The organism is Blautia sp. AM23-13AC (assembly GCF_003435675.1).
GTDB lineage: Bacteria > Bacillota > Clostridia > Lachnospirales > Lachnospiraceae > Fusicatenibacter > Fusicatenibacter saccharivorans.
Genome location: NZ_QTUL01000006.1, coordinates 60,354 through 73,336, shown reverse-complemented (window position 1 = coordinate 73,336; position 12,983 = coordinate 60,354). Strand labels below are relative to the sequence as shown.

Below are 12,983 nucleotides of genomic sequence, written 5' to 3'. Positions count from 1 at the left end.
CTCCGGGCGTTATTTCAGAAGCTGTTCTTCTAACTTCTGGTAGTCGTATTCTCTCTGATGGAAATTGTTGAAGCGGTTACTTGAAGCAGCAGGAGCGGTTTTTCGTGCCGCATTCTGATCAGAAGCGGTTTTCTTCCTTTTCTGGTGCTCCGCATCGCGCTGTTCGACGTCTGCCATGGAGCGGACGCCCTGTTCCTTCCATTTGGAGAGAATGCCTTCCGCGTACTGGAAGCTCGGCTGGCCGATCTTGGAAACGGTGCGCTGACAGGCTTCGGTGATAAGATCAATCGTAAAACCGTAGGTATTCAGCCAGCGGTCCATCATCTCGGCTTCTTTTTCCACCGGTGCGCGGTTGCGGATGCCGAATGCTTTCAAAATTGTGTAGTAATGTTTGTTGAATGTCGTGGTCTCCTGTTTGGCAGAGGCAACATCGCGGATTCCGCTTTCCTGCCAGGCGAGTCCTACCTTTTTCAGGTAGTGGATGCTGGTGCTTCCCTTCGAAACACAGTATTCCACCAGGTATTCCAGAAGATCCGCGGAAAAGTGGAGATCATCATAGAAAAACATGATGCATTCGATTTCCGTTGGCGACAGAAGATGACCGAAATACGTCTGCGCAACGTAAAGAACGTGCTGCAGTTCTTCGCGGCTGCCGGGAGCGTGTTTTTTTTCTACTGACTGTCCGGAAATACCGGAACTGGAAAGATCATCTGCCGGAGAAGAGGCAGATGGGGCAGAAACGGCCGGCTGTGGTGATGGAGCCGGGGTCTGTTCCGTCTGCGGGATTTCAACGGATACAGCAGAAACAGCCGGTGCAGCCGCAATCGGGCCGGAAATCGAGGATTCCGGTGTTGGAAGGATTCCGCTTTCTTCCTTCCGGACAAGCGGCAGAAAGGCGATTCCGGTCGGAACGCTTTCCCCAGTGGTGTAGGAGAGCGAGAGGAGTCCCTGCTTCTCCCAGTATTTCAGCGCCCGGACGATATCGTTTTCCGTGCAGGAAAAAAAATCTGCCATCGATGACAGAGTGGAATCCTGCTGATGGTCTTTGACCAGCTTCAGCAGATAAAGGTACACTTTTACAAATTCTCCGTTGGCTGCGGGCATATATTGTTCCAGAAAAAGATCCGGCACAGCAGTCACACTGGCCAGGCAGTCATTGTTTAATGTCAGCATACTCAAAATTACACCATCCTGTTCTTATCGTGCGGCAGATTTTTACTTTTAGCGATCTGTTTTTTATTATACGTCTTGCCTTCTCATACACAACCAAGTATAACACAGTATTTTCGACAAGTGAATAGGTGTTTTGCGGAAAAAACATTCCGGGAAAAAGGCACGGTGGATGAAAAAGGACTGTGGACAATGTGGATAATGTGGAGAAATCCGTTTTGTGAAATATTATCATCTACCAAAAATGTTGAAAAATGGAGGAAAACAGGGAAGTATAGGACTTTCTGGTGATATCGTTATGTAAACAAAGTTATACACAGGAAATCCACATTGTGTGGATCGTAAAAATGTGTATAAAATTGTGGACAATGTGGATAACTCTGAAAACAGGCGAAAATACAGGAAAATAGCTGTGAATAAAAATGTGCGTAACTATTTGGCGAAAAGACAGATTGTGTGGATTCGGAGCAAAAAAAGACCCTGTGGAAAAAAGGAAAACTCCATTTTCCACAGGGAGCAGGTAAAGCGAAAGAATGATTTTATTTTTCGGAAGCAAGAAGCTCCTCACCGATTTTTACAACGTCTCCGGCACCCATGGTGATCAGCATGTCGCCCTCGGCAAGATTTTCGTTCAGATAGTTTTCGATTTCCGCAAAGGATGGGAAATATTCGCAGGCAGTGCCGAGTTTTACAATGCGTTCCTGGATATCTTTGGAGGAGATGCCGAGCGTATCGGTTTCTCTGGCTGCGTAAATATCGGCGAGAACCACATGGTCTGCCAGGGAAAGAGCGGCAGCGAAATCATCGAGCAGCGCTTTCGTTCTGGTGTAGGTATGCGGCTGGAAGACGCACCACAGTGTTCTGTGCGCACAGTTTTCAGCGGCTTCCATCGTTGCACGGATTTCGGTTGGATGATGCGCATAATCGTCGATCACCTTTGCTCCGTGGTATGTACCCTTATACTGGAAACGGCGGTCGGTTCCGCGGAAGGTGGCAAAGCCTTCGTGGATGGCGTTTTCCGGCAGCTGCAGTTCATCGGCCAGTGCAATGGCAGCCAGGGCGTTGGAAACGTTGTGAAGTCCCGGAACCATCAGCGTATAGCGACCGCGCAGCTCGCCACGGCAGATGCAGTCGAAGGACGGGTGATCGAACTCATCGTAGGTGATGTTGGCAGCGGTATAATCAGCGACAGCCTGATTCTCCAGCGCGTAGGTGACAACCTTACAGCCAAGACCTTCGGTCACGTAATCGTATTTCGGCGTATCGGCATTGATAATCAGCATGCCGTCGGTCGGGAGCAGACGGGCAAACGCACGGAAAGAGTGGCGGATGTCGTCGATATCCTTGAAGAAATCGAGATGGTCTGCATCCATGTTGAGGATAATGCCGATTTTCGGAAAGAAGCTTAAGAAACTGTTGGTATACTCGCATGCCTCGGTCAGGAAGGTTTCGGAATGGCCGACACGGATATTTCCGCCGATGGACGGAAGAATACCGCCGACAGAAATAGTCGGATCGCAGTCAGCGGCCATCAGAATGTGGGAGAGCATAGAAGTTGTTGTCGTCTTTCCGTGTGTACCGGAAACGGCGATCGGTGTATCGTAGTTGCGCATGATCTGTCCGAGCAGCTCGGCACGGGTCAGCATCGGAACACCGGCAGCTTTTGCAGCGGCAAATTCCGGATTGTCCGGATGGATGGCTGCGGTATAAACAACAAGGTCGGTTCCCGGAAGAATGTTTTCTGCCTTCTGACCGTAGAAAACCTGTGCGCCAAGAGAAGTCAGGTGGCGGGTCAGGTCACTTTCTTTTGCATCGGAACCGGAAATTGTAAAGCTTTCTTTTAAAAGAATCTCGGCAAGGCCGCTCATGCTGATGCCGCCGATGCCAATAAAATGTATATGGATTGGTTTGCTGAAATCTACTTCGTACATGGTATCTCCTTCAATGTGTCTTTTCACTGAAAATGGGGAAATTTTCTCAATACATATTTTTCAATTAATATAGGAAAGAACAGAACGAAATGCAGCGCCGGTTCCCCGGAATCCGGCTGGAACTGTTCTGGCTAATAGTATACACGTATTTGCCGGAAAAGTAAAAGAAAAAAAGCGGATGAATTCGAAAATGAAATAAAAAACAATGGATAAGTATTATAAACCAGAACATATGCAAAAAGAAATATTGCAAACTAAAATGAACGAAATGTAACAAAAACTGGTAAAAATAAATGAATACGCTGTCGAAAATTGTAGAAAATCATGATACGATTTTTGACACAAATAAAATGCATAGTCAAAATCAATAAAATATAAGATAAAATAAAAGAAAAATTATAAAAAATGTTCACAATGAGACGGAAGTGTGATATAATTTTAATTGTAGTTATCAAAGAAGTGCGTGGATATGAAAAACCAGAACCGACAGCATGGTTGCTGTTTCGTACACAGGGAGACAGGTGCTGTTTCGCTGCGTGAGAAAGTGATTCAGGTGTAAGTAGCCCCTTCCTGCAAGGCAAAGCCTGAAGGGGGGCAGCGAAGGTTACCGTTCGCGGAAAAGCGGTGAACGGTAAGCGTAGAACCGTACATTCTTACAGTTACTGCAAATCTTTAGATACGACAAGAGGTGATTGCATGATTAAGAAAGAGATGATAGCAATGCTGCTGGCAGGCGGTCAGGGAAGCCGTCTCGGTGTGCTCACGGAGAAAGTGGCAAAACCGGCAGTAGCATTTGGCGGAAAGTATCGAATCATCGACTTCCCGCTCAGTAATTGTATCAATTCAGGAATTGATACGGTAGGCGTACTGACCCAGTATCAGCCGCTGCGGCTGAACACCCATATCGGAATCGGCATTCCGTGGGATCTCGATAAAAACGAAGGCGGTGTAACCGTTCTGCCGCCATACGAAAAAAGTACAAGCAGTGAATGGTATACAGGAACAGCAAATGCAATTTACCAGAACATGGCTTATATGGAAACATACAATCCGGAATATGTTCTGATTCTTTCCGGCGACCACATTTACAAAATGGATTACGAGGTGATGCTTGACTATCACAAAGCAAATCACGCAGATGTGACCATCGCATGTATGCCGGTACCGATCGAAGAAGCGAGCCGTTTCGGTGTCATGATCACAGACGGAAACGGAAGAATTACCGAATTTGAAGAAAAACCGGAGCACCCGAGAAGCAACCTCGCTTCTATGGGCATCTATATTTTCAGCTGGAAAGCATTAAAGGAATCTCTGACAGCCCTGAAGGATCAGCCGAGCTGTGACTTCGGAAAACACATTCTGCCGTACTGCCGCGACAACGGAAAACGTCTGTTTGCGTATGAGTTCAACGGCTACTGGAAAGATGTCGGAACGCTTGGCTCATACTGGGAAGCAAATATGGAGCTGATCGATATTATTCCGGAATTCAATTTATATGAGGAGTTCTGGAAGATCTATACCAAAGGTGATATCATCCGTCCGCAGTATGTTTCAGGGGACGCTGTCGTCGACCGCTGTATTATCGGCGAGGGCGCTGAAATCTACGGAGAGGTACATAATTCCGTCATCGGTGCGGATGTGCGCATTGAAAAGGGTGTTGTTGTAAGAGATTCTATTATTATGCGCCACAGCACAATCGGCGAGGGAACCCAGGTCAATAAGGCCATTATTGCAGAAAACGTACATGTCGGCAAGCATGTTGTGATGGGCGTTGGCGAGGAAGCGCCGAACGTCTTAAAACCGAATATTTACGGATTCGGACTTGTGACCGTTGGAGAAAAGGCAGTCATTCCGGATGGCGTAACCATTGGAAAGAATGTCTGCATTTCCGGCGAAACTTCCCTTGAGGATTACCCGGATGGCACACTTCCGTCCGGCGGAGCAATTGTAGAAAAGGACGGTGAGTAATATGAGAGCATTGGGAATTATTCTTGCAGGCGGTAACAACAACAAAATGAGAGAGCTGTCCAATAAAAGAGCCGTTGCAGCTATGCCGGTCGCAGGCAGCTTCCGCAGCATCGATTTTGCGCTGTCAAGCATGGCAAACTCTCATATTCAGAAGGTGGCTGTCCTGACACAGTACAACGCCAGATCCTTAAATGAACATTTGAGCTCTTCCAAATGGTGGGATTTCGGAAGAAAACATGGCGGTCTGTTTGTATTTTCTCCAACCGTTACATCAGATAACAGCTGGTGGTACCGTGGAACGGCAGACGCGATCAGTCAGAACCTGAGCTGGCTGAAAAACAGCCATGAACCGTACGTAGTCATCGCATCGGGAGATGGCGTATACAAACTGGATTTCAATAAGGTACTGGAATACCATATTGCAAAACGTGCGGATGTTACCGTGGTATGCACGGATTCAAAGGAAGCAGATACCAGCCGCTTCGGCGTCCTGAAGATGAATGAGGACTGCCGCATCGAGGAGTTCGAGGAAAAACCGATGGTTTCGAGCTCCAACGTGATCTCTACCGGTATCTATGTCATCCGCCGTCGCCAGCTGATCGAAATGATTGAGCGCAGCGCACAGGAAGACCGCTACGACTTTGTAAAGGATATTTTAATCCGTTACAAAAACCTGAAACGGATTTACGGATACAAGATCAATACCTACTGGAGCAACATTGCTACCGTAGATTCCTATTACAGAACCAACATGGATTTCCTGAAACCGGAGGTAAGAGATTACTTCTTCGGACAGTATCCGGGCATCTACTCCAAGATCGACGATCTTCCGCCGGCAAAATACAATCCTGGCTGCACAGTGAAAAATTCTCTTGTATCCAGCGGCTGTATCATCAACGGACAGGTTGAGAACTCTGTTTTGTTCAAGAAGGTATATGTTGGAAACAACTGTGTGATTAAAAATTCTATCATCTTAAATGATGTATATCTCGGAGACAACACTCACATTGAAAACTGTATTGTGGAGAGCAGGGACACCATCCGTGCAAACTCCTATCACTGTGGGGAGGACGGCATCAAAATTGTTGTCGAAAAAAACGAAAGATACGCCATCTGATTATGGGGTGAAAGGGGCATAAAAGTTTATGAACATTACAGACGTGAGAGTACGCAAGGTAACAAAAGAAGGAAAAATGAAGGCGGTTGTGTCTATCACAATCGATGACGAATTTGTCGTACATGATATTAAGGTAATCGAAGGAGAAAAAGGACTGTTCATCGCAATGCCGAGCCGTAAGGCTACGGACGGGGAGTACCGCGATATCGCACATCCGATCAACTCCGGAACCAGAGAAAAAATTCAGACCATTATCCTGAAACAGTACGAACAGGCGATGGCAGAAGCGGAAGCAGAGGAAGCTGCTGCAGAGGCCTGAGCAAAAAGGAAGAAAGAATGCCCCCGGGCGGAAAACGGAAGTGGTTACGTTTTCCGCCCGGGGGCGTTTTTGTCAGTAAAAACAAAGATGACGATATACAAAAGTATATCGCCATCTTTTTATGAGGGGGGAGATAGTGAGTGGTTTATCAACTATCCGAGCTTTATTATAAAAGGAATATGTGAGCAAAGTGTGTCCAAATTCTAAAAGAAATGGAAAAAAATATAAAGAAAAGAAGAAAAATTGTGGGAAGAGGTATGGACAGAAGAGAGAAGAGAGCGTAAAGTGAGAGAAAAATGTATCTTCGGAGTCTTTTTTTGTGCCTGTATTTGCGCGAGCTGAAAAATTCCGGGAGTACATCATAAAAAGAGGAGGAAACAGGATGAGACAGAAGAGAATCAGCGATTACGGATATCGGATCGGACATCATGAAAACGGACCGCGAAACAAAATTACGGATGTGCCCGGTGTGCGGGTAGGCCATGCGACGGTGGAAAGTGGAAATCAGCATACCGGAGTGACGGTGATTGTGCCGGGAGAAGGCAATCCGTTTCTGAAAAAGTACCTGGCGTCTGCCTATGTGCATAATGGTTTCGGGAAAACGTGCGGTCTTGTGCAGGTACAGGAGCTCGGAACTCTTGAAACGCCCATTGCCCTGACCAATACACTGAATGTCGGAAAAGTGGCGGATGCCATGATTTCCTGGATGATACAGCAGACCAAAAAAGAAGGGGAAGATGTTTTTTCTATCAATCCGGTTGTCGGAGAATGTAATGATTCGAGAATCAATGAGATTTGTAACCGGGTAGTGGGGGAAAAAGAGCTGTATCAGGCACTGGAGCAGGCGGATACAGACTTTGCGGAAGGTGATATCGGTGCCGGAACAGGAACTATCTGCTATGGGCTGAAAGGGGGAATCGGATCAGCATCCCGCACGCTGGTGCTTGACGGAAAAACATATACCATTGGTGTTCTGGTACAGTCAAATTTCGGGGCAACCAGAGATTTGAAAATCAGTGGAAAACCGGCAGGAGAGAAGATTCTGGAGCGGATCCGGAAGGAAGAATGCGGAAGCAGCGCCGAAGACCGGGGATCAATTATGACGGTTCTGGCAACAGACCTTCCGGTATCGGAGCGGCAGCTGTACCGGATTATCCGCCGCTGTGGAGTTGGAATCGCCAGAACAGGAGCCTACACCGGCCACGGAAGCGGTGAAATCATGATCGGATTTACAACAGCAAACCGCGTAGACACAAAGAGTACATGTGAGGTGGAAGTGTGTGCCCGGATAAAAGAAGAAAAAATCAACGAGGCATTTGAAGCAGCGGCAGAGGCTGTGGAGGAAGCGATCCTGAACTCTATGGTAACCGCAAAGGAAAAAAGAGGCCTGGACGGAGCCAGATACCGCAGCCTTGCCGAGTTTCTGGAAATACCGGGATTCCCGGAATAAATTATTTTTCCAGAACCATACGCCCCAGCTCGGAAATTTCACATCCGCCTTTTGTCCGGTGCACGATGAGATAACCGGCGGAAGAAAGCTCTCCGAGTACGGTGCGCAGAGCCGCTTCGGATACAAAGGTTTCTCCGTCGGCCAGTCCGTTTTTGATTGCCAGGCGGCCTGCTTTTGGATGTGTCGATACGAAAGAAAGAACCTGATATTGAAGGTTGGTGAGGGAAACGTCAGCCATCTGGCGGGAACGGAGGTATGTCGGCAGATCGGAAAGCTGCAGCTTATGGCTGCTGTACCGGGTAAACAGGCTGCAGGACAGATTGTACAGCTCATGAATATTTCCGGGGTACGCATATTCCTTCAGAAAGCGCAGAAGCCCTTCCGAAAAGATCCGGTCGCAGGTCATATCGGTGTTGTGGAAAAACTGAAGCAGAAAGTAATTGAGAAGATCGGGAATATCCTCCCTGCGTCTGCGGAGCGGGACTGTCTGAAGCTCTGAAGCACTTAAAAGGTGAAAAAGTTCCCGCAGGAAGGTTCCTTTTTCTACTTTTTTGTAAAGGTTATCATCCGCAATAGCAATGATCCGCACATCGAAACGGCGGGTTTCCGGTGCGGAAAAGAAGTTACCATGAACATTGGTAAGAACATTGACCAGCAGATCCTGAATGGAAAGCGGAAAACGGTCCACCTGGGAAAGAACGAGTGTGCCATGGTTGGTTTCGGCAAGAAGCCGGAGCAGGGAGGCTTCGGTCAGATCATTTCCCGGAGAATGAAGAACGGAAAACGGATAATGATGGCGGCGCGAAAAATTGTGGATCGCACGTGCGAGTGTCCTGCGCTGTGTACCGCTTTCTCCCTGGATCAGAATCGGAAAATCAAAAAGTGCAAGATGTCTGGCCTGCGCCATCAGATTCTGGACGGAATCTGCGTGGGACAGGGAAAGGGAAAAGGTACGGGAGGAAGCGAAAAAAGTGCTTTCTTCCGTTTTTTCGTCTTTCGGTACCGACATTTCCGTGGATCTGCTCTCGGGAAGAAACGCAAGAAAAACAGGCTCTGTATCCGGAAAAACCATAGAGAGAACGCTTAACGTGATCTGTGTTTTCTGATCCGAAAGGAGAATGGTCCAGTCACCGTTGCGGTCGAAAGCAGTGTCCGCGTAGGCAGGCGGAAGACATTCCGAAAAAGGCTGTCCTTCAAAGTTGGAGGAAGGAAGCGAGAAGGCATGTGCAAATTTAGCGTTCATGAACTGAATGCGGCCATCCGCACCAAACAGACAGATGCCAATGGGAAGAGAGAACAGGATAACCTGCATGAGCTGTTCGGTCTGTACATAATTTGTATAGTAAGTTTCTGAGGTCTTGACGGTGTGAAGAATCTGATTGACATAATTGCGCGATACACGGTTTACGGTCTGCAGAGGAATGTTGAAATATTCGCAGAGCTGTAAAATAGTGGAAATATCGATGATACGGTTGCCGATATCCAGCACATTGGGGATGCGGGAAGGAACGAGCTGCGGCTCGCCGGCGGTGATGGCAAACTGAATGTCAGACTCGGTATCCTTGCATCCGGGATAAAACGGAACAAAGTCATATTGTGTGATGCCGCATTCCTCAAGCTGGGAAATGATAGCGAGCGTGGAATATTTATCATCGTTTACCAGATAGACACGTTCGTGCGGCGGAATCTGAATGATTTTATCCAGGAACATATGGTTGAAAACGCGGTCGCAGGGGAGCTGCAAAATGGAGGAGTCAAGGGTAAGCGGAAAGGTTTCCATGGCGCGGACGCTTGGAAAAAGGACGCACTGGTATCCCCGGAAGAGAGAGGGGTCTGTGGCCTGCTCTCTTAAAAGGGTGTTGAAGGTGAGATATTCACCGAGCACGGAGTGAAGATAAGACTGAAATTCGGAAAGCATTCGTTTCCGGGAAGAAATGATCAATACGTTGCCAAGCTTTTGTTTTCTGTTCATAAAGGGACCTCTTTTCCTGCTAAAAAGTGGTAATGGGTTAAAAATTAGGATAATTATATCATTTTTGACGAAAATAAACAACCTAAATGCAAAAAGACAAAAAAGAAAAGAAAAAATCAAGAAGAATGCTTTGACATAGTGACGCATTACATCTATAATACCGATTAAGCAAAGGGGCTGTAAAAAAAAGGTAAGGCATCTTTGCTCTTTTTTATATCATGGTTCTGTTATCTGTGAAAAGAAAGAACAAAGAAAACAGCAACACTTGCAGAAAAGGAGGAGACAACAATGAAAAAAAGACATGTAATGCGTGCTCTGGTTGCAGCAGCAACGGCACTGGCACTGACAGCATGTGGATCGACAGGTTCTTCTGACACAAGTAAGAGCACATCAACAGCATCCGCTGCATCGACCTCATCCGGTTCAGAAGCAGGTACGGAGAATACCATCACGATTCCGGCAGGCGAGTCGGTATCCCAGGATTCTGATGTTACGGCAATGGTAGCTGTAGACTTTACCACCATGGATCCGATGGATACTTCCGATACACTTTCCGGTGGTGTACAGCGAATGATGATGGACGGTCTGTTTGGATTCGATGAGAATATGCAGATCATTCCGATGCTGGCAACCAGCTATGAAGCAAATGATGAAGCAACCGAGTATACGATTCATCTTCGTGAGGGCGTAAGCTTTACCGATGGAACTCCGTGGAATGCAGATGCCCTGATTGCAAACGTAAATAAATGGGCAGACAAGAGCCTTGGACTGAAACGTACTACATTCCTCTGCAATGTTCTGGATCATGCAGAGAAGATAGATGATTATACCGTTAAAATTTATTTATCACAGTCATTCGGTGCTTTCATCAGCAACCTGGCACATCCGGCTACGCTGATCATGAGCCCGAAACAGATTGAAGCAGGAGAAGATGCCTGTGCACAGGCACCGGTAGGAACCGGCCAGTACAAATTTGTTGAGTGGGTTGCCGGTGACCATATGAAGGTAGAGCTGAACAAAGACTGGTGGGGATATGACGCAGACGTCTGCGGCGGAACTGCTCTGGCAGATGCAGATGCAGGATTTAAGAGCATCACATTCAAACCGGTTGCAGAAAGTGCTACCCGTGTATCTGCAGTTCAGGCAGGTGACGCACAGATTATGTGGTCTGTACCGACCGAAAGCGTTGACACCTTAAAAGGTGACAGCAACGTATCCGTTGGAATGGGCGACAGCATCACCGTATGGTACTTCTTCATGAATACACAGAAAGCACCGTTCAACGATGTTAAGGTTCGTGAGGCAATGGCTTATGCAATCAACAAAGAGGCATATATCCAGGTTGTTATGAACGGTTACGGTTCTGTGGCAACTTCTATGGTAGGAGAAGCAGTACAGCACTACAAAGGAAATGATCCGTATTCCTACGATCCGGAAAAAGCAAAAGAGCTGTTAAAGGAAGCAGGATATCCGGATGGATTTACCACAACACTGATGTACAGCAACACGACAGCAAATCAGAAAAAAGCAGAGTTCTACAAACAGCAGCTTTCTGAGGTTGGTATTGATCTGGAATTGAACGGAATGGAAAGTGCCGTTCTGAATGAAAAGGTTCAGGGAGCTGACTGCGCAGGAGCAGATGCCGAGGTTGACTGCTACTTAAGCGGATGGTCTACTTCCACCGGTGATGCCGACTGGGGACTTCGTCCGATGCTGGCAACCGAGTCTGAGCCGCCGATGAGCTACAATATCAGCTACTATGAGAATGAAAAAGTAGATCAGCTTCTCAAAGACGGTCTTGCAACTGCAGATGAAGACAAACGTGGTGAGATCTATGGAGAAGTACAGGATATCGTATGGAAGGATCTCCCGCTGCTCTGCATCGCAAACGATAAAAACATCTGGGCAACCAGCAACAACATTACCGGAGTATATCTGTTAGGCGATGGAAGCATCGGCATGAGAAATGCCAGAATGGCAGCCGAATAACGGCAGACTGAAATAAGGATATGAAAAAGACCCCGGCGTCCTTCCATCAAAAGAGGGCGCCGGTTTCTTACAAACAGGAAAGCAGGCAGTGATCCGTGGGATTGTACCTGTAGGATAAGCATGAAAGTAGGAGATACAATATGCCAAAATATATACTGAAGCGTATTGTGGGTACGATCCCCACACTGATTATTGTTGTTACATTTGTATTTTTCTTTGTCCGCCTGATTCCGGGAGATCCGGCGAGACTCGTTGCAGGAGAGCAGGCAACACAGGATGACGTAGAGGCAGTAAGAGAAGAGCTTGGCCTCAATAAATCCATTCCGACACAGTATGTTACCTACGTGACAGGACTTTTAAAAGGAAATCTCGGAACCTCCCTTCGAACAAAGCAGCCGGTTACAAAGGAAATTGCGGGAAGATTCGGAAATACCGTCCGTCTGGCATTTGTCACATTGCTGTGGAGCTCGGTTGTTGGTGTGCTCTTTGGTGTGTGGTCCGGAACACACCGGGGAAAATGGCAGGATTATACCGGAATGACGATTGCGGTCTCGGGTATTTCACTCCCCTCGTTCTGGATCGGCTTTCTGCTGATTATGCTGTTTGCGGTAAAACTGCGAATTCTGCCGACAACAAGCGGAACAAGCCTGAAAAGTTTGATTATGCCGTCGATCACGCTCGGCGTCGGAATTGCAGCCGTGATCGCACGATTTACAAGATCCTCCATTATTGAGGTTTTAAAAGAAGATTACGTCAGAACAGCAAGAGCAAAAGGAATCAAAGAAAAGGTTGTGATCTGGAAGCATGTTTTCCGCAACTCCATGATCTCCGTCGTGACGGTTGTGGGTCTGCAGTTCGGCTTTCTGCTGGGAGGTTCTGTTGTCACAGAAACGGTATTTGCCTATCCTGGCCTTGGCTCCCTTCTGATTGAATCGGTCAATTACAGAGATTATCCGGCAATCCAGTCCCTGATTCTGATCTTTTCGCTGCAGTTTATCGTCATCAACCTGATTGTCGATATCCTCTATGCGGTTCTGAATCCGGAAATTAAACTTCAGTAGGAGATG

9 protein-coding genes are annotated in these 12,983 nt (G+C 47.2%); 6 read left to right on the top strand and 3 right to left on the bottom strand.

Annotation, left to right across the window (positions count from 1 at the left end):
• Positions 1–9: 9 nt before the first annotated feature.
• A complete protein-coding gene (locus DW642_RS08690) occupies positions 10–1,173 on the bottom strand; it encodes a DnaD domain protein (RefSeq protein ID WP_117509923.1) in 1,164 nt (387 codons plus the stop codon).
• Positions 1,174–1,709: 536 nt separating this feature from the next.
• Positions 1,710–3,101 carry a UDP-N-acetylmuramate--L-alanine ligase gene (gene murC, locus DW642_RS08685; protein WP_055219224.1) on the bottom strand — a complete coding sequence of 464 codons (1,392 nt, stop codon included), beginning with the start codon at positions 3,099–3,101 and terminating at the stop codon, positions 1,710–1,712.
• 696 nt (positions 3,102–3,797) lie between these two features.
• On the opposite strand from murC, the gene DW642_RS08680 reads away from it, so the two are divergent.
• From DW642_RS08680 to DW642_RS08665, 4 genes are all read left to right on the top strand, one after another.
• Positions 3,798–5,069, top strand: coding sequence for a glucose-1-phosphate adenylyltransferase (locus DW642_RS08680; protein ID WP_117509922.1), 1,272 nt, complete (start codon positions 3,798–3,800; stop codon positions 5,067–5,069).
• A 1-nt stretch (position 5,070) separates the two neighbouring features.
• Positions 5,071–6,186 (top strand): glucose-1-phosphate adenylyltransferase subunit GlgD, encoded by a 1,116-nt coding sequence (gene glgD / locus DW642_RS08675; RefSeq protein ID WP_055226716.1) that lies wholly within the window; start codon positions 5,071–5,073, stop codon positions 6,184–6,186.
• Positions 6,187–6,214: 28 nt separating this feature from the next.
• Complete coding sequence (gene spoVG, locus DW642_RS08670) at positions 6,215–6,505, top strand: septation regulator SpoVG (RefSeq protein WP_022463229.1); 291 nt, start codon at positions 6,215–6,217, stop codon at positions 6,503–6,505.
• Between the two features lie 382 nt (positions 6,506–6,887).
• The gene (locus DW642_RS08665; RefSeq protein WP_117509921.1) at positions 6,888–7,955 is read left to right on the top strand and encodes a P1 family peptidase; all 1,068 of its coding nucleotides are present in this window, start codon (positions 6,888–6,890) and stop codon (positions 7,953–7,955) included.
• Between the two features lies 1 nt (position 7,956).
• On the opposite strand, the gene DW642_RS08660 is transcribed toward DW642_RS08665, so the two are convergent.
• Entirely contained in the window at positions 7,957–9,927 is a 1,971-nt protein-coding gene (locus tag DW642_RS08660; RefSeq protein WP_158555000.1) for a sigma 54-interacting transcriptional regulator, read from the bottom strand.
• A 288-nt stretch (positions 9,928–10,215) separates the two neighbouring features.
• Here DW642_RS08660 and DW642_RS08655 point away from each other — a divergent pair, with 288 nt between their 5' ends.
• Together DW642_RS08655 and DW642_RS08650 are read left to right on the top strand one after the other, a co-directional pair.
• Positions 10,216–11,916, top strand: a complete 1,701-nt coding sequence (locus DW642_RS08655; RefSeq protein WP_117509919.1) for a glutathione ABC transporter substrate-binding protein — start codon at positions 10,216–10,218, stop codon at positions 11,914–11,916.
• 140 nt (positions 11,917–12,056) lie between these two features.
• Complete coding sequence (locus DW642_RS08650) at positions 12,057–12,977, top strand: ABC transporter permease (RefSeq protein ID WP_022463233.1); 921 nt, start codon at positions 12,057–12,059, stop codon at positions 12,975–12,977.
• Positions 12,978–12,983: the final 6 nt, after the last annotated feature.

What these genes read in the sequence shown, in the direction of transcription:
- DW642_RS08690 (WP_117509923.1), bottom strand. Translation starts at nt 1,173, where the DNA reads ATGCTGACATTAAACAATGACTGCCTGGCCAGTGTGACTGCTGTGCCG.
- murC (WP_055219224.1), bottom strand. Translation starts at nt 3,101, where the DNA reads ATGTACGAAGTAGATTTCAGCAAACCAATCCATATACATTTTATTGGC.
- DW642_RS08680 (WP_117509922.1), top strand. Translation starts at nt 3,798, where the DNA reads ATGATTAAGAAAGAGATGATAGCAATGCTGCTGGCAGGCGGTCAGGGA.
- glgD (WP_055226716.1), top strand. Translation starts at nt 5,071, where the DNA reads ATGAGAGCATTGGGAATTATTCTTGCAGGCGGTAACAACAACAAAATG.
- spoVG (WP_022463229.1), top strand. Translation starts at nt 6,215, where the DNA reads ATGAACATTACAGACGTGAGAGTACGCAAGGTAACAAAAGAAGGAAAA.
- DW642_RS08665 (WP_117509921.1), top strand. Translation starts at nt 6,888, where the DNA reads ATGAGACAGAAGAGAATCAGCGATTACGGATATCGGATCGGACATCAT.
- DW642_RS08660 (WP_158555000.1), bottom strand. Translation starts at nt 9,927, where the DNA reads ATGAACAGAAAACAAAAGCTTGGCAACGTATTGATCATTTCTTCCCGG.
- DW642_RS08655 (WP_117509919.1), top strand. Translation starts at nt 10,216, where the DNA reads ATGAAAAAAAGACATGTAATGCGTGCTCTGGTTGCAGCAGCAACGGCA.
- DW642_RS08650 (WP_022463233.1), top strand. Translation starts at nt 12,057, where the DNA reads ATGCCAAAATATATACTGAAGCGTATTGTGGGTACGATCCCCACACTG.